This is a genomic window from Senegalimassilia faecalis, assembly GCF_004135645.1.
GTDB classification, from domain to species: Bacteria; Actinomycetota; Coriobacteriia; order Coriobacteriales; family Eggerthellaceae; genus Senegalimassilia; species Senegalimassilia faecalis.
The window spans coordinates 1,272,917-1,296,364 of sequence record NZ_SDPW01000001.1 but is presented as its reverse complement, the minus strand read 5'-3'; the positions used below and the strand labels follow the sequence as shown (position 1 = coordinate 1,296,364).

The following is a 23,448-nucleotide window of genomic DNA, read 5'->3' as shown; positions in this document are numbered from 1 at the left end:
GCAAGCCGCGCCGGTCCTACCTGCAGTCAGCGCTGCCGCAGACAGCTAGCCGCGAACCTCGGCCCCCGTGGCGCCGCAGACCTTCTTCACAAGCTTCGCATGCGCCTTGTCAACCTCTTCGCTGGTGAGTGTGCGGTCAGCTGCGCGATACGTCAGCGCGTATGCCATGGACTTCTTGCCTGTGCCGATACGCTCCTCGTCGCGATACACGTCGAACAAGCGCACATCGGACAAAAGCTTGCCGCCAGCAGACGTCACGCACTGCTCCAGGCGCTCGTGCGTAACGGACTCGTCCACCACAAATGCCTGGTCAATGGACACTGCGGGGAACGTGGGCACGTCAACGTAGTCGCGCGCCGGGCGTGCAGCTTTCGCCAGCGCGTCCACGTCAAGTTCGAACGCCACAACGGGCGCCTGCGCATCGTAGGCAGCGCAAGCCAAAGGATGAACCTCGCCAACCCAGCCAAGCACCGTACCGCCCGTAAGCACCTGCGCGGCGCGACCAGGCTGCAAATGCGGAGCCTCGTCAGCGGAAAGCGCCTTGTAGCGAACCTTCGGGATGGCCAGCTCGCGCATGAGGTTTTCCACGGCGCCCTTGCCGTCGAAGAAGTCGAACGTCGCCGGCTGCTGATTCCAGCCCGCATCGGCAAACGCACCCGCCATGACGCCGGCAAGCTTGCGGCGCTCCTTCGGCTGCTTTCTGCCCTCGTGCGCGTAGAACACCATGCCCTGCTCATAGAGTTGGATGTTCTTCACGCCGCGCGCCTGGTTGTGCGCAACCGAGCGCAGAAGGCCAGGGATGATGCTTTGGCGCATGACCGACTGGTCGGCATTCATGGGGTTGATCAGCTCCACGGCATCGCCAAGACCGTCCTTGGGCATGCGCAGGCGGTCGAGTTCGGTGGGTTCGGCGAACGAATACGTCATGGTTTCGTTCAGGCCGCTGGCGCACATGGTGCGGTTGATGGTGGCCAGCACGTGCTCCATATGCGAGCGAACGCCGAAGCGCCCGCGGCCGCCCGGCAGCGTTTCGGGGATAAGGTCCATGCCGTACAGGCGCAGCACCTCCTCGTACAGGTCGATTTCGCGCGGCAGGTCGGGACGGAACGTCGGCGACACCACGTCAAGCACGTCGGGATCGGCGGAATCGGAAACCTTGCAACCCAGGCGCTCGAGAATCTCGACGATGAACTCGCGCGGGATCTGCGCGCCCATCATGCCGCAGAAGCGCGGGATGCGGAACTTCAGGTGCGCCTCTTCGGAAACAAGCGGCCACTGGTCGATGATGCCCAGGTCATTGGCCGAGCAGGCGCTGACCGTGCCACCTGCAACTTCGGCGATAAGCGCCGCCGCGGCAGCCGAACGCACGTCGATGTCGTGGTCGTCCACGCCGCGCTCGTAGCGCATGGAGCTTTCGCTGATAAGGCCCAGGTTGCGGCTGGTGCGGCTGGTGCGACCCGCCTCGAACGTTGCCGCCTCCAGCAAGATGTCAACCGTTTCGTCGGTGACTTCGGTGTCAAGACCGCCCATGACACCCGCAAGCGCCACCGCGCCGCGCTCGGGCGTGGAAATAACGGTCATGTCGCTGGTGAGCGTACGCTTCTCGCCATCAAGCGTGGTCAGCGGCTCGCCGTCTTGCGCGGCGCGCACCACGATGTGCGCATGGCCGTCGGCGTTCTTCAGCTTGTCCAGGTCAAACGCGTGCAGCGGCTGGCCGAACAGGAACAGAATATAGTTAGTAACGTCAACGATGTTGTTGATGGAGCGCTGTCCGATGGCCGAAAGACGCTCGACCATCCAGTCGGGGCTGGGGCCAACTTTGCAGCCGCGAATGACGCGCGCCGTATAGCGCGGGCAGCGCACGGCGTCGTCGATGGTGATTTTAACCTCTTCGTCAATGGGCGTTGCCGCAGCATCAAGCTGAAGCTTCGCCGCCATCTCGGACAGCGGGTCTTTCCAATCGCGACGGTACATGGCGCCCACCTCGCGTGCCAGGCCGGCAATGGAAAGGCTGTCGGGGCGGTTCGGAGTGATTTCCAGGTCAAGCACCGTGTCGGTAAGGCCAGCGTATTCAGCAAACGGCATGCCCACCGGAGCATCCTCGGGCAGAATCATGATGCCGCTGTGATCGGAGCCGAAGCCCAGCTCGCGCGCAGAGCAGTTCATGCCGCAGCTGGCAACGCCGCGCAGCTTGGACTTCTTGATTTTCACATCGCCAGGAAGCTCGGCGCCCACCATAGCGGTGACGATGTGGTCGCCTTCGTTGAAGTTCTGTGCGCCGCACACGATTTGCAGCGGCTCGGGCTTGCCGTCCTTGCCGAGGTTTTGCTCTCCCACGTCAACGGAGCACACCCACATGTGATCGGAATCGGGATGGTGCTCCTTCTTCAGAACCTTGGCGGTGACCACATGGTCGAACGTGGCGCCAAGCGTTTCAACGCCTTCTACGCCCGTGCCCGTCAGGTCAAGCTTGTCGCAGAACGCCTTGATGTCCGTGGGCACCTCAACGTATTCGTTCAGCCATTTCAGCGATACTTTCATTGCTGTTTACTCCTTAGAACTGGCGAAGGAAGCGCATGTCACCCTCAAGGAGCATACGCAGGTCGGGGACGTTGTACTTCAGGCATGCAACACGCTCGACGCCCACGCCGAACGCGAAGCCCGAGTACTGCTCGGGGTCAACGCCGGACATGCTGAGCACGTTCGGGTCGACCATGCCGCAGCCCAGGATTTCCAGCCAGCCCGTGCCCTTGCACATGCGGCAGCGCTCGCCGTCGTGCAGATGGCCCGTGCCGCCGCACACGCCGCAGCTGACGTCGGCTTCGGCAGAGGGCTCGGTAAACGGGAAGTAGTGAGCGCGGAAACGCGTTTTGCGGTCGGGACCGAACATTTGCTTGCAGAAGTAGTCCAGCGTGCCCTTCAGGTCGCCAAACGTGATGCCCTTGTCTACAACCAGGCCCTCAACCTGCGTAAACTGCGGCAAGTGGCTGGGGTCGGCAACGTCGCGGCGATACACTTTGCCTGGCGCGATGATGTAGATGGGCGGCTTTTGCTGTTCCATGACGTGCACCTGCACGCCTGAGGTTTGCGTGCGCAGCAGCACCTTCGATTCGCCGCGCACTGCGGAAGCCTCGCCTGAACGATCGACCACGTAGAACGTGTCCTGCATGCTGCGGCTGGGATGGTCAGCCGGAGCGTTCAGCGCTTCGAAGTTGTAATAATCGGTTTCAACTTCGGGGCCCTGCGCCACGGTATAGCCCAAGCCCAAGAAGATCTCGGAAATCTCGTCGGTGATGCGATTGATAAGGTGGCGCGTGCCAACCTGTTGGCTGCGGCCCGGAAGCGTCACGTCGACGGCCGCCGCGCTGATGGCAGCCTCAAGCTCCTGCGCCTCAAGCGCGCGCTTGCGATCTTCGAGCGCAGCCTCCACCACGTTGCGTACCTCGTTCACCGTTTTGCCGACGGCGGCGCGCTCTTCTTTCGCCACCTGGCCCATGCTGCGCAGGTAGCCCGTCAGCGTACCGGCCTTGCCCAGCACGGCCACGCGCACCTCGTCAAGCGCGGAAGTGTCAGCCGCCGCGCTGATGGCAGCAAGCGTGCTTTCGCGCAACGCCGCAAGTTCGTCCACGATTGCCATGTGTCCGATCCCTTTCTGTTTTAGTTCGTCCGCATTCGCGACCCAATAAAAAAGAGCCCTCTTCGCCATTGGCCTGGGGTTTCCCAGTCCAAGGACGAGAGAAGGCTCTCGCGGTACCACCTTGGTTGGCAGCTGCGTGCTTAAAGCGCGAACCGCCCGCTTCATTTGCTTCGTGACGGGAAGCGGCCGTCGCAGCCTACGTAAACGTCCGCGCAAAAGCGCCCCGCGTTCAACTGCGATGCTCGGAAGGGAATCAGCCTGCTTGCCGCCCGGGTTCTTTCAGCCGATGAAACCCGTCTCTGCCGACCGCAATGATGCGAGCTGCTGTCTTCGTCGTTGCATGTGCCCATGAAGTATACCGCAACGAACGCGTGCGTGGGCATTTTTTCACGCCGCGCGCACGCGCAGCGAAGGCACCGCCGCAGGCACGCCCTTGCGCCCGAACGTCAAGGCGCCCGGCACCTGGTGCGACCCGCAATACACTTCCGCATTCGTTCGAGCTCTCCCACGCGATTCGGGGTGTTTTCAGGATGAAGCGGGTGAACGACGGCTTTCTCGAGGCCGATGGCCATTCGGATTCGAGAAAGCCGTCACCAACAACGGAAGTGACAGCGAAGCCAGACGGCTGCGAGGCTGCAGTACCCGCAAAGCAAAGCGGCACTGCCTCGTACTTCGCTCACCGCAAGGTCAATGCCGTGCTGGCCATTGCATGCTGCGCAGCGCTTGTGGTGCTGTTCGTGCTTGCGCTTGGCGCGGGCCGCGCGGGCATAGCGCCAAGCGACGTGGTGGGAATCCTTGCGAACGCGCTGCTGGGCACGGGCGCAAGCTATTCCGATATGGCCACGAACATCGTGCTTAACGTGCGCCTTCCGCGCGTAGTTGCCGCCCTGCTTATTGGCGCGGCACTTGCCATTTCGGGCGCAAGCTATCAGGGCCTGTTCAGAAATCCCATGGTGTCGCCCGACATTTTGGGCGCATCGGCCGGCGCATCGTTTGGCGCCGCGCTGGCACTGCTGTGGAACTTCGACAACCATGCGGTGCAAGTTATGGCGTTTACCATGGGCTTCATCGCCGTAGGGCTGACGTATTTCAGCGCCCGCAGCAACGGACGCGGCGGAAGCCAGATTCTGCTGCTGGTGCTGTGCGGCCTTAAGTGGGCTGCCGCTACGCTGCACTCCGAACTGTTCAGCGACCTCGACATCAACAGCAAGGTGAAGGACTTCTACAAGACGTACCTGAACTACAGCTTGACCGACAGCGACGTCGAGCTCATCCTTGCCGCGAAGAACCCCGCGTAGCGCGCAACGGCTTTGCCACACGCCAGTGATATCATGGGGCTCCTATCCACTTGCGATAAGGAGCCTCTTTTCATGACCACCCCCGTTATTCGCCTTGCAACCAGCGCGGATTCCGACGCCATTCTGGACATCTATACGCCGTACATCGAGACGCCCATCACGTTCGAGGAGGACGTCCCCTCGCGCGAAGCCTTTCAGACGCGCACGGACGGCATCCTGGCGGCGCACCCCTTCCTGGTTGCCGAGCTTGACGGGGCCATTGTGGGTTATGCCTATGCGCACGAGCTGCGCGAGCGTGCCGCTTTCCAGTGGAACGCAGAGCTTTCCGTGTACCTGGCACCGGCTGCGCAAGGTCATCGCCTGGGCAGCGCGCTGTACCGTGCGCTTATCGATTCGTGCGCTGCGCAGGGCATCAAAGTTGTATATGGCATTGTGACCAGCCCAAACGTTCCCAGCGAACGGCTGCACAACGCCTTCGGGTTCGAAGTGATGGGCCTACAGCGCCACGCCGGATTCACGTGCGGTGCCTGGCATGACGTCACATGGTACGTGAAGTACTTGACCGACGCGTTTAATGACGATCCCGCCGCACCAGTGCCGTTTCCCCAGCTATGCCGCACGCAACCGGAAACGGTCGGGCGCATTTTGGGCGCCGCCAACGACAGCATTCGTCGAACATGCGAAGACAAGGCAACCGTTGCGTAACAGCGCCGCAAAATCGCATGACGCGCAAGCGCGATAGCCATACAGTATGAATCGCGCCTCGCAGGGCTTCAAACTCACCCTGCGAGGCGCGTTGGTTTCCGACTATGAAGCGAAGGCACCACGATGAAGCAGTTCTTTCAACGCATGACGTACAAAATGGCCGTTTGGATGCAAGGACGTTACGGCAACGACGATTTTTCAAACGGCCTGGTGGCGCTGGGCATCATCACCATGCTGCTTTCCATTTTCCCGCACTGCGGATGGCTTTCCTACATTGCACTGATTGCGCTGGTCATAGCCATATGGCGTACGTGCTCGAAAAACATTTTGAAGCGCTCAAGCGAGAACCAAACGTACCTGCGCGTAACGGCCAAGCCGCGGCGCAGCTATGAACTGGCGAAAAAGAAGTGGGTGAACCGCAAGACCACGAAATACTTCCGCTGCAAAGGCTGTGGGCAGGAGTTGTCGGTGCCACGCGGCAAGGGCACGCTGCGCGTGGTGTGCCCGAAGTGCAAGAAAGAAACGCAGATGAAGTCGTAGCTGCCGCTCAACAGGGTCAGCAACGCAGAAAAGCGCCTGTTCGGGCGCTTTTCTTTTACTAGGCTGCAGCCGGCTCGGAAAGCGGCAGGAAGAGAACAGGTTCGCCAAGACGATAAGGCGCCGTTCCCCCTCCCCCTTTTCCGAAACGCCGTCCCTGTTATCGCACAGCTAAAACCATGCCGCTATCTGCGCTTGCGCAGAATATCGGACACCACCCACACGGACAAGATGAACGCGCCCAAATAGCCGAAGAACGACAGCACGGGCACGCCCAGCCAGCGCGGTTCCATGGAAGACAGCGCCACCATGGACGAGCCGATGAACAAGCCGGCAATGATGATGCCAAGCGTCAAGCGGTTCACGATAAGCGCCAAGCTGCTCATGGGGGCTTCCGAGCCGAGCACCTCCATGTTCACCTTCACCTGGCCGCGCGTGAGCATGCGCAGCGCCTGCCCCGCATACTTCGCCGCATCAAGCGAGCCTTTGCCCGCGCCGCGTAACGCAAGCGTTAGGTCCTGCATGGCATCGACCAGCTCGCTTTTCGGATCCTTCGTGCGCTGAATGTGCGCATTGATGATGGATACCATGCTCTCGTTCGGAATAAGCGGCATGACCGTGCCTTCAAGCGTGACGATGCCGCGCGAAACGCTGGTGATGGACGGCGGCAGCGTAACCTTGCACTGGCGTGTAAGGTTGAGGATGTCGGTAAGCAGCTGGCCCACATCGATTTCGGACACATCGCACGAGCCGTAATCTTTCAGCAACAAGTCCAGGTCAGCCAGAAAGCGCGTGTGGTCGATGGCCCCGTTGTCGCGCTGGATGGCAAACGCCAGAAGCGCGTCTTTCAGCTCGGACGAGCTTTGCATGCCCACCGCGTTGATGATGGCGCCGAACCCCGCGCGGTCGCGCGCCGACAAGCGGCCCATCATGCCCAAGTCGATGTACACGATTTTCCCGTCGCGCACAAGCATGTTGCCCGGATGAGGATCGGCGTGGAAAAACCCGTGGTCAAGCACCTGCGTGGCATAGTTGTCCAGGATTTTCTTGCCGATTTCCTCCAAGTCGTAGCCTGCGGCGCGCAACTTGTCGAAGTTGTTGATGGGAATGCCGTCGACGTATTCCATAACCAGGATGTTTTCGCGGCACAGCTCGGGATACACCTTCGGGCAGGCAATATAGTTGACGTCTTTGTTCAGCAGCGCGAATTCCTGCAAATTGGCCGCTTCTCGCTTGAAGTCGGTTTCCTCCAGGAACGTTGCCCACAGTTCCTCGACCACGTCGCGCACGTCAAGCATTTGGTCGTCTTTCATGACGCGCGAGGCCTGCCGCGCAACGATGCGCATGATGTCGATGTCCTGCGCCATGGTGGCGCGAACGCCCGGCCGCTGGATTTTCACCGCAACAACGCTGCCGTCGGCCAGGCGCGCCTTGTGCACCTGCGCCAGCGAAGCGCTGCCAAGCGGCGTTGGATCGATTTCCGCGAACAGCTGCGTGCGCTGCGCCCCGTAGATGTCGTCCATGGCGGCAAGCATTTCGTCAAACGGCAGCGGGTCGCTGCTGGCCTGCAGCTTCTTCAGCTCGTCGCAATACGCTTTCGGCAGAATTTCGGAACGCGTTGACAACGTCTGCCCGATTTTCACGAAGCTTGGGCCCAAATTCTCAAGCATGGACCGAAAAGATTCCGGCGTGAACCCCTTCGTGAAGTGGTGCTTCTGCATGATGGTGTAGAACTCACGCAACCTGCGGATGCGCGTTTTGCGCGTGAGGTCGAACTGGCCTTCGGGGTCAAACGTGGCACCGGAGCCGAAAAAGTATTTCAGGAATGTGTTTTCTGCCATGAAAGCGCACAGCCCCGCTATTCAGCAGCAGCTGCAGGAGCTTCCTCGGCCGTTTCGGGCGCGGCAGCAGCTTCGGCGGGCTCGGCTTCAGCCGCAGGCTGCTCTTTGGTTGCCGGCGCAGCCACGGGACGGGCGGCAATTTCGGCCGCCTTCGCGGCGAACGCAGCGCGCTCTTCGGGCGTCATGACCGACATGCGGGCCTCAAGCGCGTCGAAGCGCATGGACTCAACAGCCGCATCAGCCTTGTGCTTAAGCTCTGTGTTGATCTGCTTGCCCTGGTCAACCGTCAGCTCACCCTTCGAGATGAGCGTATCTACCAGGTCTTTCGCCTTCTCGCCCGTAATGGCCATGGCGCCAACGCCTGCCAGGAAAATGTCTTTGAAACCATCACCGATCGTAGCCATAACAGCCTCCCCTTTTTCGAAACGGCGCCCGATACGCGGGCCTTATCCTACTATGATGCACTATTGCGACGGGAGGGACAACGACTATCGCCGACTTGAAAGCGAACCGATACCTTACGCTGCCCGGCGGTCGCGCCACGTCGGCTCGATAACAGCGTGAGGGAATTCCGCGATACCGAACGCGGGCGCCGCCGCGGGCTGCTTGCCCTTGCGGCCTTCGAGCATGGTTGCGCACACCACCGCCACCACGATGATGGCAGCCCCGGCAAAGCCGCGCCCGTCGAGCATCTCGCCGAGCATGGGAAGCGAGAACACGGCCGTGAACACCGGCTCGCCGGTAAGCAGCAGCGAAACCGTGGACGATTTCAACACCGTCAGCGCCTTGTTTTGCAGGAAGAATGTCAGGCACGTTGAGGCAAGCGCCAGAAACGCGATGGTGCCCCACGCAAGTGGCGTGACGGCGGCAATGTTGACCACCGGCTCCGCCACCAGGGCAAACGCCAACGAAATGACCAGCGTTGCCGCAATCTGGGTGCCCGCAACGGTGCAGACGTCCAGGTTTTCCAGGCCGCGCTCGCCGAACACCAGCGCGCCGGCAAGCGCCACCGACGACAGCAGCGCCAGCGCCTCGCCCAGCCCGAACGCCAACGTGCCGCCGTTGCCGCACAGCAGGAACAGCCCTACCACCACGGCGCCCTGAAGCGGCAGGAACGCCACCGGATAGCGCTTGCGGTTCACCAGCGACGACAGAAGCGGCGCAAACACCACCGGCAGCGCCACCAAAAAGCCCACGTTCGTGGCCGTGGTCAGGTCAAGCGCCACGTTGCACGCAATGTAGGAAAGCGCCATGCACACCGCCGCCGGCAACCACGAACGCACGCTGACCTGTCGCAACTGACGCACGATACGGTGCCCGAACAGGGCGCCGAACACGACAAGCGCCAGGCCAAAGCGCAGCACAAGGCACCACAGCGGCGTGATGTCGCTGTAGGCGATTTTCGTGAGCACGTTGCCGAAGCCGAAAATCACGGTCTGCAGCACCACCAAGGCAATGAACAGCCATCTTTTCGTTGCGTTCGCCATGTTTTTCGCGTTCCTTTCCCGCGCGCGCCGCGTCGTAAGGCGCGTAAAATGCCAAGCCCTGCAAAAGGGGGCTTTTTCCTATAACGTTGTTCCGGATTGATTCGTATGGTATGGCTTTGCCTAATGAAAGTAAAACGGGCAATTCTTGCAAGGAAATAAAGAAACCCTTATCTTTGCAGGTAAACACCTTGTACACGTGAACAATTCTTGCCACAATAGCAGGTGAATGGCCTTGCCGTTCACATTTCCCTCGCAAGTCACCGCAAGCGACAGGAGATACGCATGGCGAACCAAAAGTACGAGGCGTTTTTGCACATCGCCGAAACCGGCAGCTTCAAGCAAGCCGCGCACGACCTGGGCTACACGCAGGCCGGCATCAGCTACCTTATCAGCTCCATGGAGCGCGAGCTGGGCATCCCGCTGTTCGTGCGCGATTACGGCGGCGCGCACCTTACCAGCGAAGGCGCCGAGCTGCTGCCCTGGATCCGCAACATCTGCAACGACGAGCGTCAGCTGGCTGGGCGCATTGCCGAGCTGAAGCACCTTGAAAGCGGCGTGGTGCGCGTTGCCGCGTTCACCAGCGTCTCCATCCAGTGGTTCCCCGGCATTGCCAAAACGTTTTTGGCGAAGCATCCCGGCATCGATTTGCAATTGGTGTGCCTTGATAACGAAGACGATCTTGAGCAGGCCGTATGGCGCGGCGACGTTGACTGCGGGTTCTTCGTGGTGCCCATCAAGCAGCCGCTTGAGGCCTTTTCGCTGTACCACGACCCACTAATGGTGCTGTTGCCGCCCAACCATACGCTGGCCAACGCCGCGCACGTTCCCGCGCGCACGCTTGCCGAAGAGCCCTACATCTGCCTGCAAAGCGGCACGCTTTCCGAGATGGCCGCGGTGTTTCGCAACAACGGCGTAGACCCGCACGTGCGGTTCACCATCGACAACGACTACGCCGTCATGAGCATGGTAAGCGCGGGGCTGGGCTTCAGCGTTTTATCCAGCCTGCTGTTGGACACCACGCCGTTTCCTTTGGCCGTGGTTCCGCCGCAGGTGGAAACCACGCGCGAGATAGCCATTGCCGTGCGTTCCACGGAAACGGCATCGGCGGCCACGCGCGCGTTCATCGAAACCACCCGCACCTGGGTGGCGAATCGCTATCACCAGGAAGGCTAGCGGCCGGCAACGCAGCGGATGGCCCGCGTACCGCTGCCGAGCCGAAACTCGAGCACCACCCCAGAGGCGAAAAAGGGCGGCCAAGCTGGCCGCCCTTTCGCTTGCAACTGCCTGTGCGCTTCCCTAGTCGGTGAACAGAGGCGAGAACGCGTTGAGGCTGTTGCCCCAGCGGCGCTGCGCGCCCTTCGCGAAGCCGAGCGCCTCGCGCAGCGCGTCCAGCGAGATGTCGCGACGCTCGCCCGTGGAACGGCGCTTGATCTCGACCTTGCCCTCGGCCAAGCCGCGCTTGCCCATGATGACCTGCAGCGGCCAGCCCATCAGGTCCGCTTCGGCGAATTTCACGCCGGCGCGTTCCTTGCGGTCGTCGATAACCACTTCCAGGCCCAGATTCGCAAGCTCTTCGGCCAGCTTCTCGGCAGCGGGCTGCACCAGGTCGTCGCCGGTTGCCAACGGCAGGATGCACACATGCGCCGGCGCCACCGACATCGGCCAAATCATGCCGTTCTCGTCGTTGTGCTGCTCGATGATGGCGGCCAATGTGCGGGACACGCCCACGCCGTAGCAACCCATGATGAACGGCTGTTCCTTGCCGTCCTTGTTCATGAACGTGGCGCCCATGGCACGCGAGTACTTGTCGCCAAGCTGGAACACCTGCGCCACCTCGATGCCGCGCGCACCCTTCAGCTCCAGGCCGCACTTCGGGCAGCAGTCGCCGGGCTTGACGGTGATGATGTCGGCCCATTCGTCAACCTGGAAGTCTTTGCCCAGTTCAGCGCCCACATAGTGGTAGCCGTCCTCGTTGGCGCCCACAACCCACTTCGGCACGGCCTTCAAGCTGTTCGCCGCAATGACGTAAGCCTGCTCGGGAAGGCCCACCGGGCCCATGGAACCCTTGTGCAGACCGTAGGTCTCCATGTCCTCGTCGGTAAGCAGCGTGAAGCCACCGGCCACGCGAGCCGCCTTCTCCTCGTTGACCTCGTGGTCGCCGGGCACGAACAGCACCACCAGCTTGCCTTCGTCGTTTTTGCCGGACAAGGCTTTGACCGTGGACGTTTCGGGAATGTTCAGGAATTCGGCCAGCTCAGCGATGGTGTGCACGCCGGGCGTAGCAACCTTCTTCATTTCGGGCACGTCGTACACCGTGGGGCGTGCCATGCCCTCGCCCACCTCGTCGCTGGCGGCGTAACCGCAGTCGCAGTACACCAGCGCCGACTCGCCCGCTTCGGCAAGCGCGTGGAACTCGCAGGTTACCGCGCCGCCGATTTGGCCGGCGTCGGCCTGCACGGGACGATACTCAAGCCCGCAGCGCTCGCAAATGCGCTCGTAGGCCGCATACATCTTGTCGTATTCTTCCTGTAGCGACTCCTGGGAATCGTGGAAGCTGTAGCCATCCTTCATGACGAACTCGCGGCTGCGCAGCAGGCCGAAGCGCGGGCGAATCTCGTCGCGGAACTTCGTCTGAATCTGATACATGTTCAGCGGCAGTTGCTTGTAAGAGCGCAGCTCGGCGCGCACCAGCGCCGTGATGAGCTCCTCGTGCGTGGGGCCAAGGCAGAACTCGTGGTCGTGGCGATCGTTCAGGCGCATGCGCTCGGGGCCGTACGCGTCGGCGCGGCCGGATTCCTGCCACAGCTCTTCGGGCTGCAGCATGGGCATGCGGATTTCCTGCGCACCGCACGCGTCCATTTCCTCGCGCACGATGTTCTCGATCTTCGACAGCGCGCGCTTGCCCAGCGGCAAGAACGTGTAGATGCCCGCGGCCGTTTTGCGGATGAAGCCGGCGCGCAGCAGCAGCTTGTGGCTGGCAATCTCGGCGTCGGTGGGGTCTTCTTTCAGCGTGGGAGCATACAAGGTGCTCATGCGCGTGATGTTGGGGTTCGTCATTTACAGTTCCTTTATCTCTTCCATTAAAGCGTCGACGATGGCGCTTTCTTCCACTTTGCGAACGGTTTTGCCGTGGCGGAACACAATGCCCGCGCCCTTGCCGCACGCCACGCCGATATCGGCGTCGGCCGCCTCGCCCGGGCCGTTCACCACGCAGCCCATAACGGCAACCTTCAGCGGCTTGTTCAAGCCGGAAATGCGCTGCTCCACCTCGTTCGCCAGGCCGATAAGGTTCACCTGGCAACGACCGCATGTGGGGCAGCTGATGAGTTCGGGATTGCGTCTGCGCAGGTCAAGTGCGCCAAGCAACGTCCAGCACGCACGCATTTCCGTAACGGGATCGTCGGTAAGCGAAATGCGCATGGTGTCGCCGATGCCCTGCTCAAGCAGGATGCCCAGCCCCGAGGCGCTTTTGATGACGCCTTGGAACGTGGTGCCCGCCTCGGTGATGCCGATGTGCAGCGGAATGTGCGGGATGTCGTGGGCCAGCTGGCGATACGTGCGCACCGTGGCCATGACGTCGTGCGCCTTCGCGCTAACCACCAGGTCGTGAAAGCCGCGGCCTTCGCAGTATTCCACGTACTGGCGCGCCGAAGCGGCCAGCTTCTGCGGCAACGTCAGGTAGCTGCGCGCAGCAAGCTGCTGGTCAAGCGAACCGGCGTTCACGCCGATGCGAATGGGAATGCCCGCTTCGCCCGCCGCGTCAAGCACGGCGTCGGTTTTTGCCAGGCCGCCGATGTTGCCGGGGTTGATGCGCAGCTTCGCCGCGCCGCGCCGGGCCGCCTCGATGGCGATGGTGGCGTCGAAGTGCACGTCGGCCACCACCGGTAGCGGCGATGCTTCGCATACCGCCTGGAACGTGTCCAAGCAGTTGCGCCGCGGGATGGCCATGCGCACCACTTCGCAGCCGGCATCGGCCAGGCGCTGGATTTGCGCAAGGTTTTCCTCCACGCTGTCGGCCTGCGCGTTGAGCATGGATTGCACCACAACGGGGGCGCCGCCGCCAAGCGGCACGTTGCCCACCATGACCTGGTGCGTTTTTTGATTGGGACGCGTTGCGTCCGGCGTAGACGAAAACGCCGCGTCCTCCGAAGAGGCTGCAGCGCACCCGTTCGCCTTATGTTCGTAATTTTCCATAGCGCGTATTCTACCAGCGCCGGGCGCAGCGTTGCCGAAACGTATAGAAGCAACAGGCGAATAAGTTGCTGCAAACACGGGAATTGGCGCCAAAACGCAACAAAGGCGGCCTTGCCGTTCAAGCAAGGCCGCCTTCGAAAAGCGCGGAAGGTGCCTGGGGCCAACGAACGCCGCGCGCCTGCGCTTATTGCCCGAAGAACGTGCCCGAGATGATGCGTTGCACGTCTTGGTTCACCATAACCAGGAAAAACACCACGAACAGCGCCATGCCTGCCATGCTCATGGCGTTCATGGCGCGCAGCGACACCACTTTCTTCGACAGCTTCTGGAACACCTCGATGACGAAGCGGCCACCGTCAAGCGGCGGGATGGGCAGCAGGTTCATGATGCCCAGCGACACCGAGATCATGGCCATGAACTCCATAAACGGCGCCAGGCCCGCGTCGGCAAACTGCTTGGACATAACGGCGATGCCCACCACCGACGACGAATCGGACACGGTTTGCGCCGCGGTTGCGGGGTTGAACAGGCCCGCTACGGCCTGAGCCACCATGCCGATGTACGTAAAGCCCGCCACGATGGCGCGGCCGGGGTCCACCGTCATGTGCGTGACCTCGCCCGATTGCAGCTGCACATCGAAGCCGATGATGCTGAACAGCACCACGAATACCACGATGGCGAACAGCAGGTTCACCGCGATGCCCGCCAGCAAAATGACCGTGCGTTTCCAGAACGGCAGGCTGCGGTACTGCTGCCGGTATTCGCTTTCGAACAGTGCGTGCGCATCGTCAACCGGGCGCGCCTGCCCCTCTTCGTAGCGCGCCGGCTCCGGCAGGCCCGCTTCGCGGGCAGCCTTGATCTGCTTTTTGGTGGGGATAACCTCCATGGCGCGGTACGTGTTGTACTCGTCTTTCTTCGTGGGGCCCGTGCAGCTGCCCCATTCCACCAGCTCATCAAGCGCTTCAAGCGCCTCGTCGTCGGTGATGCCGCAATCTGCAGCAATGTCTTCCATGTTCGCCGTGCCGCGGCGATACAGCGCCGCAAGCACCGGCTCAAGATGCGGGCTCATCTCGCCTGGCTCCATGCCGCACACGCGCGCATAGCCGCCAAGCAGGATGGGCGTGACGCCGAACTTCGTACCCCATTTCTTGAAGCCGATGTTCGGGCCGGGCATACCCAGCATGAATTCGGTGACGCGCACGCCGAACGCACGCGAGGCCAGGTAGTGACCGCCTTCGTGAATGACCACCAGAATGCTCAGCACGATGGTGCAATACAAAATCATCAGGACAACGTCCACAGGCAAAGCTCCTTTTGCTTGAAGAGGAAGCGACGCGCGCCGCAAGCACGCCGGCGCGCAATTTCAATCCGACCCATTATAAAAAGAGGTTCCACCCCGTTACCGAAGCGGAACCAGAACTACACGAGGAGCAAGGCGAACGCGGCGCCGGCTAGCGCACCGATTTGCGGGCGGTTTCGCGCGCCCAGGCGTCCAGCTCTTGCAGCTGTTCAAGGCTTTCGACGCGCTGCACGCCTTCGCGTTCGTGCGCGTCCATAACCGCCTCCACGCATTCGGCGATGCCCAGATAGCTGCCCTGCTCAGCCAAAAATGCCGCCACGGCCACTTCATTCGCCGCGTTCATGACGCACGGCAGCGTGCCGCCAACCGTACCCGCGTGGCGGGCAAGCGCCAGGCAACGGAACGTGTCCGTGTCGGCCGGCGCAAACTCAAGGCTGCCCAGCTTCGTGAAGTCAAGCGGCTCGACCGGCGCAGCCCAGCGCGCAGGGTAGCTGAGCGCGAACTGGATGGGAATGCGCATGTCGGTGGTGCCCAGATGCGCCTTCACGCTGCCGTCCGTGAACTCCACCATGGAATGGATGGCGCTTTGCGGCTGCACCACCACGCTGATCTTGTCGTAGGGCATGTTGAACAGGTGGTGCGCCTCGATAACTTCCAGGCCCTTGTTCATAAGCGTGGACGAGTCAATCGAGATTTTCGCGCCCATGTTCCACGTGGGATGTTTCAGCGCCTGAGCAGGCGTGATGCCCTCCAGATCCGCGCGCTTCTTGCCGCGGAACGGGCCGCCCGAAGCCGTTACCCACAAGCGCGACACCTCGCGCTCGGATTCGCCCAACAGGCACTGATAGATGGCGCCATGCTCGGAGTCGATGGGCATAAGCGCGCCCGCCGGGCCCATCTTCGGGGCCACGCCCGCCTGCCGGCGCTGCGCGTCCACCTGCGCCGCCAGCGGCATGATCAAGTCGCCGCCCACCACCAGGCTTTCCTTGTTCGCCAGCGCCAGCACCTTGCCCGCAGCCAGCGTCTCGTAGCTTGCGCGCAGGCCCGCTGCGCCCACCAGCGCGTTTACCACCACGTCGACCTCGGGCAGGCGCACCAGGTTGACCACGGCGTCCATGCCGAAGCCCCATATGCCCTGGCTGCCCGCCTGCTCGCGCACATCGGCCGCCACGGCGTCGGCAGCCAAGCGCTCATCGCCCACGGCAAGGTTGTGCACGTTGTGGGCGCGCGCCTGTTCCAGCATGTCGGCAACACGCGTGTTCACCGCCAGGCCGACGATTTCCAGTTCGTCGAGATGCTGGCGAACCACATCCACCGTTTGCGTGCCGATAGAACCTGTGGACCCTAAAACAACTATGCGCCTCATAACAGCCTCCGTTTGTAAGCCCGAAACGAAAAGGTTCGGGCCAGCGCTGCAGCGCAACGCCGGCCCGAACGCCTGAACACCTACATGAAATGCCAGGTGAACGGGATGCAGTTACCCGCTACCAGCAAAATCGCCGAAGCCACCGCCACCAAAAACAAGCTATCGCAGCGGTCAAGCAAGCCGCCGTGGCCCGGCAACAACGTACCCGAGTCCTTGAACCCGACGTTGCGCTTGATGCGGCTTTCCGCCAAATCGCCCAGCACGCCGCACAGGCCGCTGACCACGCCAAACACAAGCGCCATGGGAATAGACAGGTTCACGCCCGGAATGAGCGTGAACAAGCACCAGAACAGGGCCGACCCGGCCAAGCCGGCGAAAAAGCCTTCCCAGCTTTTCTTCGGCGAAACGCGGGGCGCCAGCTTGTGCTTGCCGAACTTGCTGCCCACCAAATACGCGAACGAGTCGTTCGCCCACACGCTCAAGAAGATGCCGAGCACCAGCACGCCGCCCCAAGGGTGCGGCAGCGCTTGACGCACCAGTACCAAACTAGACAGCAGCATGCCGCAGTACGCCGCGCCGAAAAAGCTGACGCCCACGTCGGGAATGCGGGCGCGCATCCAGAACACGTACCACACAAGAAGCGCCAAAAGCAGCGCCAGGCTTACCAGCAACGCACCTTGCAGGCCTAAAAAGTACACGCTTATGGGATACAGCGCCGCAGCGATGATGCCGAGCATCTCGTTAGGAAGCTTTGCATCGGCGCGCAGCATGTAGTAGAACTCGCCCGCGCACAATGCCGCCGTGGCGCACAAAAGCGCCAGCGTGGTCCAGTCGTTGATAAGGATGCACAGCACGGAAACCGTAACGTACACGAAACCCGTGCGGAAGCGAACCTGCAGGTCAGATGCGTTTTTGAACTTTTGCGGCGTTTTGGCGTACGCATAGTCTTTCAAACGCTCGCCGCGCGAACGCTCGTCAGCGGCCTGCGCTTGGCCTGCCGCTTGCTTCTGAGAGTGCGCATCCCGGTTGTCCACCTGGCGCTGCACCACCTATTTCACCGCCCCGAAGCGACGGTCGCGGCCCTGGTAGGCAAGCAGGCAGCGCAAAAACTCATAGCGGTCGAAATCAGGCCACAGCGTATCGGTGATCACAAACTCGGAATACGCCACCTGCCACAGCAAGAAGTTCGACAAACGCAGCTCGCCCGACGTGCGGATGACCACCTCGGGATCGGGAATGTCGGCCGTGTACAGGCCGCGCGCAAAATCGGCCTCGGTCAAGGCAACCGTAGGGTCCTCGCCTTCCGCGGCACGCGCCAATGCACGGCGCACGCACGCCTCGGCCGCATTGAGGATTTCCTGGCGCGAGCCGTAGTTCACGGCCACCACCAGCGTCATGCCCGTGTTGTTGCGCGTCTTCTGCCACGCTTCCTCGAACGCCTCGCGCGTTTCGGCCGGCAGCGCCGACAGGTCACCGATGGTTCGCACGCGCACGTTTTCCTCGTGCAGCCCATCGACCTCGGCCAGCATGGTTTTGGCGAACAGGTCCATAAGCCCCACAACCTCATCCTGCGGGCGCTTCCAGTTCTCCGTGGAGAACGAGTAGATGGTAAGGTAGCGAACGCCCAGGTCAGAAGCGCAGCGAATGGTTTCGCGAACCGCTTCGATACCGGCCTTGTGACCCTTCAGGCGGTTCATGGCGCGCTTTTTCGCCCAACGCCCGTTTCCGTCCATGATGACGGCCACGTGCTGCGGGATGTTGTCCAAATCAAGCGCCCCCAGGTTAAGCCCCTCGGGCGGATTCGGGAAAATGTAATCAAGCGGCTTATTCATAAGCGAACCTCATATATACCGGAAAGCCAACCTGCAGGACCCCCGCAGGTTGGCAAACAAAAAAGCAGCAAGAAAGCCTTGCAAAATGAAACGGAAACCCTCGACGCAAACGCAAAAGCCAAACCCCTCCAACCCCAGCAACCACCGAAAGCCCCACGAACGAATCGAAAAACGCCATAGGCAGCGAAGAGTCAGCGAGGGGCGCTCTCGTGCCCCGAATTCGTTCGAAGCAAGCGGGCATAGGCCTTTGGGCCATGCCCGTGAAGCTGAGGACGAAGGCGGGGTGCGAGAGTGCCCCGCAGCGTCGAGTAAATTCGCCGGCCGGCAGGCCGGCGAAACCACCTAGATCTCCATTACTTCTGCTTCCTTCTTTTTGAAAGCAGCATCCACTTCGGCAACGTACTTGTCGGTGAGCTTTTGGATCTCAGCCTCGGCGCGGCGCTGCTCGTCTTCGGGAAGGTTGTCTTCCTTGACGCACTTCGCCACGTGGCTGTTGCCGTCACGGCGAGCGTTGCGCACGGCCACGCGCGCTTCCTCGGCGTATTCCTTGCACTGTTTCACCAGTTCACGACGACGATCCTCCGTCAGCGCCGGGAACGGCAGACGGATGACCGAGCCATCGTTGTTCGGCGTGACACCCAGGTCGCTTTCCAGGATGGCGTGCTCGATGGCACCCAGAACGCCCTTGTCCCACGGCTCGATGACCAGCAGATGCGCGTCGGGCGTTTTCACGCCGGCCATCTGGTTGATGGGAGTGGGCACGCCGTAGTAGTCAACTTTGATGCGGTCGAGGATCATGGCGTTCGCGCGGCCCGTGCGCACGGTGCCGAACGCGTTGTGCAGGCCGCCCAGGGCGCGCTGCATCTTCTCCTCGGTTTCCAGCATGATCTCGTCGATCATTGTGGTTCCTTTCCTTAAACGCCCGCCCCCAAGCGGGCGCGCATATGCCTATTCTACCGTGGTTCCCACGTTTTCGCCCTTAAGCGCGCGGGAAATGTTACCTTCAACGGTCAGGTCGAACACGATCATAGGCACGTTGTTGTCCATGCACAGGCTGGTAGCCGTGGAATCCATGACGTTGAGGCCCTGCGACAGCACCTCCATGTAGCTGATGCGGTCGTAGCGCTTGGCGTCGGGATTCTTCACCGGGTCGGCGTCGTACACGCCGTCAACCTTCGTGGCTTTCATAAGCACGTCGACGTCCAGCTCGCACGCGCGCAGCGCCGCAGTGGTGTCGGTAGTGAAGTACGGGTTGCCAGTGCCGGCGGCCAGGATGACCACACGGCCCTTCTCCATGTGACGGATGGCGCGACGACGGATGTAGGGCTCGGACACTTCCTGCATGTTAATGGCGCTTTGCACGCGGCTGAAGATGCCGTGGCGCTCGAAGGCGTCCTGCAGCGCCAGGGCGTTCATGACCGTGGCCAGCATGCCGATGTAGTCGGCCTGCGCGCGGTCCATGCCCTCGGTGGCGCCGGACACACCGCGGAAAATGTTGCCGCCGCCCACGACGATGGCCAGCTGCACGCCGTCGTGCACCACGTCGGCGATTTCGTCAGCCAGCGAATCGACCACCTTCGGGTCGATGCCATAACCGAGGTCACCTGCCAATGCCTCGCCGGACAGCTTCAACAGCACGCGCTTATATCGGTATTCCTCGGCCATAGGTAAAACCTCCCGGTTAACTTGGATTCGCTTAGCTTGCCTATCTTACCTGAAAATGAAAACGGCCGCCCATGATGGCGGCCGTTTCTTGGCGATTCACGCAAAGGACAAAGAGCGCTTAGGCGGTTTCAGTGAAATCGGTGCTGACCGTTGCCTCGGGGTTGTTGTACCTGTCGCGGTCAAGCCCGCCCGTGAAGTTCGACGACGTGACACCGGCAACCATGGAGTCGCTGACGTTCAAGGCGGTACGGCCCATGTCGATAAGCGGTTCAACGGACGCCATCAGGCCCACGATCTCGATGGGCAGGCCCATGGTGCCCAGCACGATTAGGCTGGCGAACGTGGCGCCGCCGCCAACACCGGCCACGCCGAACGAGCTGATGACGATGACAGCAATCAGCCCGATGACCCACGTGGGATCGAACACGTTGATGCCCACGGTCGGCGCGATGAGCGTTGCCATCATGGCCGGGTAAATGCCCGCGCAGCCGTTCTGGCCGATGGACATGCCGAAGCTGGCCGCGAAGTTCGCCGTTGCCGGATCAACGCCAAGCGCCTTGGACTGCGTCTCGATGTTCATGGGCAGGGCGCCGGCGCTGGTGCGGGACACGAACGCGAACGATAGCACGGGGAACGCCTTCTTCAGGTACACGACGGGGCTAACGCGGTTGCCGGCCAGGATAAGCAGGTGCACCAGGAACATGGCGATGATGGCCACGTAGCTGAAGATAATGAATTTGCCCAGGTCAAGGATGGCGGCGTAGTCGCTGGTGGCCATGACGTTGGCAATAAGCGCCAGCACGCCGTACGGGGTCAGGCCCACCACCATCTTCACGATGCACATGACGATGCCGTACAGGCTGTCGATGAGGTTGTTGAAGAACTGCGCCTGCTCGGAGTCGCGGTCGCGCAGCTTCAGGTACGCCAGGCCCACGATAGCCGAGAAGATGACCACGGCGATGGTGGACGTGGAACGCGTGCCGGCCAGGTCGGCGAACACGTTGACGGGAATCATGGACAGGATGGTCTGCGGAATGGTGGTGTCGGCAACCTTGTCCTGGCGCGTCTGCAGCGCGTCAAGCTTCGTGGCGTCAACCGAACCCTGCGTGAAGTCGGCGCCCGCCAGGCCCGACAGCGCGATGGTGGCCCAGCCGAACAGCGCGGCGATGGCCACGGTGATCAGCAGCACGGCAAGCACCGAGCCGCCGATTTTGCCCAGGTTGTCAACGGCCTTCGTGCGCGTGAACGCGCCGACGATGGCCACGAACACCAGCGGCATAACCAGCATGCGCAGCAAATCGATGTAGCCGGTGCCTACCAGCGACATCCAGTCAAGCGCCACCGTTGCGGCGTCGCTGCCGCGGCCAAGCGCCAGCTGAATGCCCGCGCCCAGAACAATGCCCAGGCCAAGCGCGGTGAACACGCGGAACGTGAAGCTTTTCTTCGCTTTGCGGTTCAGGTACCACAGCACTGCAAGCAGCACGGCGAAGATGACCAGCACGCCAAGCACCGGTCCCACTACGTCAAAAGACATGATTCTCGTCTCCTTTGGTTGCAGGGCGCGCCGGCGAACAAACGGGCGGCGGCTCTTTCAGCCGCCGCCCGTGCGTACATCGCCACGCCCCTTGTTTTGCGTGCCGATTATTATGCGCCTACTTCGCCTAGTAGTTCAATAGGATTGCTTACTTTTATTCAAGAGAATGCATCATCGTGTTCGCCGAACGCAGAAAACGGCAAACGGCTGGGCTAGGCGAATCGCCAGCAGCCAGTTTTCCCTTCCTTCCTAAATGGGAACGCGGACGGCTTCGCCGCGGATGCAGCTGTCCTGAAACGGCGTGCCGGCCTCAAACATGAAGAAGGCGGCCCGGGAAGTGGCCGCCTTCTTCGGAAAAAAGGGAAAGGGAGAGAAAGGAACGGGGGTGGTTGGCCCCGCGCAGACTGCGCGCATGGCGCGGCCTGCGCGGGGCCGCCCGGATAGCGGGCAGCCCCGGGGCGCGTGGCCCCGTTACAGCTTAGGCAGCGTTGCCTTGGCTGGACGAACCGTTGTTGAACAGGCGGTTCAACAACTCGTTCGAACCCGAGCTCGAGCCGTTCTTGCTGGAGTTCTGCGTGGTGGGCGCGGCCTGCGAGGACTCGTCGGAGCCGAGCGTCACCTGCAGCTGCTTCGTTTCGCCGTTGCGGTTCACCTCAAGCGTCACCGTGTCGCCGGGGTTCTTCGAGCGCACGTCAAGCATCAGATCGCTGGCGGAATCAACCGCGTTGCCGTCGAACTTCGTGACGATGTCGCCTTCCTCAAGGCCCGCATCGGCCGCACCGGAGCCCGCGCTGACCGCGGCAATGTACGCACCGCTGTCAACCTTCAGGCCGTAGCGCTTCGCGTTTTGCGAGTTCACCGTTGAAAGCGACACGCCAAGCTGCGCGTGCGTGGGCGTTTTGCCTTCGATGATCTGCTGCGCGATGTTGACCGCGTAGTTTACCGGGATGGCGAAGCCGACGCCCGAATAGTTGCCGGAATACGAGGTGATCAGCGTGTTGATGCCGATGAGCTTGCCGTTGGAGTCAACCAGCGCGCCGCCGGAGTTGCCCGGGTTGATGGCCGCGTCGGTTTGAATCATGTTCGGGTAGATGGTGTAGCCACTGGACTGGCTGGATGAGTTGCCGTAGCCGTACCCATAGCCATCGCTGCCGCTGCTTTCGGCGTTGCTCATGATCTGCGAACGGCTGGTGGCCGACACGATGCCGGTTGCCACGGACTGCTCCAGGCCGAACGGGCTGCCGATGGACATGACCCATTCGCCGATGGTCAGGTTGTCCGAGTCGCCGATCTCGATGGGCGTCAGGCCGCTTGCGCCCTGCAGCTTCACCACTGCGATGTCGCTGGACTCGTCGGTGCCCACCACGTCGGCATCGTACTCCTCGCCGCCCACGGTGACCTTCAAGGCATCGGCACCCGCGACCACATGGTTGTTCGTGACGATGTAGCCATCCTCCGAAAGCACCACGCCGCTGCCCAGGGAGCTTTCGGTAAGCGTTCCGGAGCTTGACGTGCTGCGGCCGAGCATGTCGGTAGACGTTTGCTGCGTATACACGTCGATGGCGGCCACGGAAGGCAGGCACTTCTGCGCCACGGCCTCGGGCAGCGTGTCATCGGTTGACTGGGCCTGGATCTCGGTGTTCGTGGACGCGCCCAGCGTAACGTTGCTGTCGGAAGGGGTCTCCGTCACGTTTTGATACACGGTGAAGCCGCCAAACGCGATAACGCAGGCCAGCGCCGCGCCGGCGAACGCCGTGCCGAACGTGCGGCCCGTAGAGGGCTTTGCCGGGTGCGGCTGCTGCGGGTTCACCACCGGCTGCTGGTAGGAGTGCTGGAAGTTCGGTTGCTGATACGGCTGGCCGGACTGAGGCGTGTAGCCGTTCTGGTTGTTGAATTGATCGGTCATGGTCGGCTCCTTGTTATGGGAGATGCGGGGCTTCCTTTCGCCCCGCGTTCTTTTTGACACGGTGACCTTACCACGCGAAAGCGCCGCTGAGCAGCCCTTGCACCGTTTCGTCACCCGTATGTCATCGAATTACATCCGCTGGTGTA

General features: G+C 62.0%; 19 protein-coding genes. 4 read left to right on the top strand and 15 right to left on the bottom strand.

Translation table 11 applies throughout. The annotated features are described in order from the left end of the window. Nucleotides 1-45: 45 nt before the first annotated feature. Both pheT and pheS read right to left on the bottom strand, forming a co-directional pair. Entirely contained in the window at nucleotides 46-2,541 is a 2,496-nt protein-coding gene (gene pheT / locus ET524_RS05410) for a phenylalanine--tRNA ligase subunit beta (RefSeq protein WP_129423888.1), read from the bottom strand. 13 nt (nucleotides 2,542-2,554) lie between these two features. Continuing rightward, nucleotides 2,555-3,637 carry a phenylalanine--tRNA ligase subunit alpha gene (gene pheS / locus ET524_RS05405; RefSeq protein ID WP_129423886.1) on the bottom strand — a complete coding sequence of 361 codons (1,083 nt, stop codon included), beginning with the start codon at nucleotides 3,635-3,637 and terminating at the stop codon, nucleotides 2,555-2,557. Between the two features lie 605 nt (nucleotides 3,638-4,242). Between pheS and ET524_RS05400 the strand changes: the two genes are divergently transcribed. From ET524_RS05400 to ET524_RS05390, 3 genes are all read left to right on the top strand, one after another. Beyond that, complete coding sequence (locus ET524_RS05400; protein ID WP_236648259.1) at nucleotides 4,243-4,935, top strand: iron chelate uptake ABC transporter family permease subunit; 693 nt, start codon at nucleotides 4,243-4,245, stop codon at nucleotides 4,933-4,935. 72 nt (nucleotides 4,936-5,007) lie between these two features. Further along, nucleotides 5,008-5,640: a GNAT family N-acetyltransferase gene (locus tag ET524_RS05395; protein ID WP_161566608.1), complete on the top strand. Its 633-nt coding sequence runs from the start codon at nucleotides 5,008-5,010 to the stop codon at nucleotides 5,638-5,640. A 144-nt stretch (nucleotides 5,641-5,784) separates the two neighbouring features. Continuing rightward, complete coding sequence (locus ET524_RS05390; RefSeq protein ID WP_236648258.1) at nucleotides 5,785-6,180, top strand: hypothetical protein; 396 nt, start codon at nucleotides 5,785-5,787, stop codon at nucleotides 6,178-6,180. Between the two features lie 182 nt (nucleotides 6,181-6,362). Here the strand turns inward: ET524_RS05390 and ET524_RS05385 are convergent, their stop codons facing one another. The 3 genes from ET524_RS05385 to ET524_RS05375 form a co-directional block, all read right to left on the bottom strand. Further along, nucleotides 6,363-8,018 (bottom strand): ABC1 kinase family protein, encoded by a 1,656-nt coding sequence (locus ET524_RS05385; RefSeq protein ID WP_129423878.1) that lies wholly within the window; start codon nucleotides 8,016-8,018, stop codon nucleotides 6,363-6,365. 17 nt (nucleotides 8,019-8,035) lie between these two features. Continuing rightward, nucleotides 8,036-8,422, bottom strand: a complete 387-nt coding sequence (locus tag ET524_RS05380) for a phasin family protein (protein ID WP_129423876.1) — start codon at nucleotides 8,420-8,422, stop codon at nucleotides 8,036-8,038. Between the two features lie 114 nt (nucleotides 8,423-8,536). After that, nucleotides 8,537-9,505, bottom strand: a complete 969-nt coding sequence (locus tag ET524_RS05375) for a DMT family transporter (RefSeq protein WP_129423874.1) — start codon at nucleotides 9,503-9,505, stop codon at nucleotides 8,537-8,539. Nucleotides 9,506-9,787: 282 nt separating this feature from the next. On the opposite strand from ET524_RS05375, the gene ET524_RS05370 reads away from it, so the two are divergent. Beyond that, complete coding sequence (locus ET524_RS05370; protein WP_129423872.1) at nucleotides 9,788-10,678, top strand: LysR family transcriptional regulator; 891 nt, start codon at nucleotides 9,788-9,790, stop codon at nucleotides 10,676-10,678. Nucleotides 10,679-10,801: 123 nt separating this feature from the next. Here ET524_RS05370 and ET524_RS05365 read toward each other — a convergent pair whose 3' ends face one another. The 10 genes from ET524_RS05365 to ET524_RS05320 all read right to left on the bottom strand — a co-directional run bounded on the left by ET524_RS05365 (nucleotide 10,802) and on the right by ET524_RS05320 (nucleotide 23,302). Further along, nucleotides 10,802-12,562: a proline--tRNA ligase gene (locus ET524_RS05365; RefSeq protein WP_129423870.1), complete on the bottom strand. Its 1,761-nt coding sequence runs from the start codon at nucleotides 12,560-12,562 to the stop codon at nucleotides 10,802-10,804. Beyond that, nucleotides 12,563-13,699 (bottom strand): flavodoxin-dependent (E)-4-hydroxy-3-methylbut-2-enyl-diphosphate synthase, encoded by a 1,137-nt coding sequence (gene ispG / locus ET524_RS05360; protein ID WP_129423868.1) that lies wholly within the window; start codon nucleotides 13,697-13,699, stop codon nucleotides 12,563-12,565. A gap of 184 nt (nucleotides 13,700-13,883) precedes the next feature. Beyond that, nucleotides 13,884-14,999 (bottom strand): site-2 protease family protein, encoded by a 1,116-nt coding sequence (locus ET524_RS05355; protein WP_129423866.1) that lies wholly within the window; start codon nucleotides 14,997-14,999, stop codon nucleotides 13,884-13,886. 151 nt (nucleotides 15,000-15,150) lie between these two features. After that, nucleotides 15,151-16,365 (bottom strand): 1-deoxy-D-xylulose-5-phosphate reductoisomerase, encoded by a 1,215-nt coding sequence (gene dxr / locus ET524_RS05350; protein WP_129423864.1) that lies wholly within the window; start codon nucleotides 16,363-16,365, stop codon nucleotides 15,151-15,153. Between the two features lie 80 nt (nucleotides 16,366-16,445). Beyond that, nucleotides 16,446-17,414, bottom strand: a complete 969-nt coding sequence (locus ET524_RS05345) for a phosphatidate cytidylyltransferase (protein ID WP_236648257.1) — start codon at nucleotides 17,412-17,414, stop codon at nucleotides 16,446-16,448. Further along, nucleotides 17,415-18,197, bottom strand: a complete 783-nt coding sequence (locus tag ET524_RS05340; RefSeq protein WP_129423862.1) for an isoprenyl transferase — start codon at nucleotides 18,195-18,197, stop codon at nucleotides 17,415-17,417. A gap of 342 nt (nucleotides 18,198-18,539) precedes the next feature. Next, complete coding sequence (gene frr, locus ET524_RS05335; protein ID WP_423826684.1) at nucleotides 18,540-19,082, bottom strand: ribosome recycling factor; 543 nt, start codon at nucleotides 19,080-19,082, stop codon at nucleotides 18,540-18,542. Nucleotides 19,083-19,145: 63 nt separating this feature from the next. Beyond that, complete coding sequence (gene pyrH / locus ET524_RS05330; protein ID WP_129423858.1) at nucleotides 19,146-19,862, bottom strand: UMP kinase; 717 nt, start codon at nucleotides 19,860-19,862, stop codon at nucleotides 19,146-19,148. A 118-nt stretch (nucleotides 19,863-19,980) separates the two neighbouring features. Then, nucleotides 19,981-21,396 carry an L-cystine transporter gene (locus tag ET524_RS05325; RefSeq protein WP_129423856.1) on the bottom strand — a complete coding sequence of 472 codons (1,416 nt, stop codon included), beginning with the start codon at nucleotides 21,394-21,396 and terminating at the stop codon, nucleotides 19,981-19,983. Nucleotides 21,397-21,874: 478 nt separating this feature from the next. Next, entirely contained in the window at nucleotides 21,875-23,302 is a 1,428-nt protein-coding gene (locus ET524_RS05320) for a S1C family serine protease (RefSeq protein WP_129423854.1), read from the bottom strand. Nucleotides 23,303-23,448 lie beyond the last annotated feature (146 nt).

Excerpts from the sequence above, each read along its gene's own strand:
- pheT (WP_129423888.1), bottom strand. The coding sequence starts at position 2,541 with ATGAAAGTATCGCTGAAATGGCTGAACGAATACGTTGAGGTGCCCACG.
- pheS (WP_129423886.1), bottom strand. The coding sequence starts at position 3,637 with ATGGCAATCGTGGACGAACTTGCGGCGTTGCGCGAAAGCACGCTTGCT.
- ET524_RS05395 (WP_161566608.1), top strand. The coding sequence starts at position 5,008 with ATGACCACCCCCGTTATTCGCCTTGCAACCAGCGCGGATTCCGACGCC.
- ET524_RS05390 (WP_236648258.1), top strand. The coding sequence starts at position 5,785 with ATGACGTACAAAATGGCCGTTTGGATGCAAGGACGTTACGGCAACGAC.
- ET524_RS05385 (WP_129423878.1), bottom strand. The coding sequence starts at position 8,018 with ATGGCAGAAAACACATTCCTGAAATACTTTTTCGGCTCCGGTGCCACG.
- ET524_RS05380 (WP_129423876.1), bottom strand. The coding sequence starts at position 8,422 with ATGGCTACGATCGGTGATGGTTTCAAAGACATTTTCCTGGCAGGCGTT.
- ET524_RS05375 (WP_129423874.1), bottom strand. The coding sequence starts at position 9,505 with ATGGCGAACGCAACGAAAAGATGGCTGTTCATTGCCTTGGTGGTGCTG.
- ET524_RS05370 (WP_129423872.1), top strand. The coding sequence starts at position 9,788 with ATGGCGAACCAAAAGTACGAGGCGTTTTTGCACATCGCCGAAACCGGC.
- ET524_RS05365 (WP_129423870.1), bottom strand. The coding sequence starts at position 12,562 with ATGACGAACCCCAACATCACGCGCATGAGCACCTTGTATGCTCCCACG.
- ispG (WP_129423868.1), bottom strand. The coding sequence starts at position 13,699 with ATGGAAAATTACGAACATAAGGCGAACGGGTGCGCTGCAGCCTCTTCG.
- dxr (WP_129423864.1), bottom strand. The coding sequence starts at position 16,365 with ATGAGGCGCATAGTTGTTTTAGGGTCCACAGGTTCTATCGGCACGCAA.
- ET524_RS05340 (WP_129423862.1), bottom strand. The coding sequence starts at position 18,197 with ATGAATAAGCCGCTTGATTACATTTTCCCGAATCCGCCCGAGGGGCTT.
- frr (WP_423826684.1), bottom strand. The coding sequence starts at position 19,082 with ATGCTGGAAACCGAGGAGAAGATGCAGCGCGCCCTGGGCGGCCTGCAC.
- pyrH (WP_129423858.1), bottom strand. The coding sequence starts at position 19,862 with ATGGCCGAGGAATACCGATATAAGCGCGTGCTGTTGAAGCTGTCCGGC.
- ET524_RS05325 (WP_129423856.1), bottom strand. The coding sequence starts at position 21,396 with ATGTCTTTTGACGTAGTGGGACCGGTGCTTGGCGTGCTGGTCATCTTC.
- ET524_RS05320 (WP_129423854.1), bottom strand. The coding sequence starts at position 23,302 with ATGACCGATCAATTCAACAACCAGAACGGCTACACGCCTCAGTCCGGC.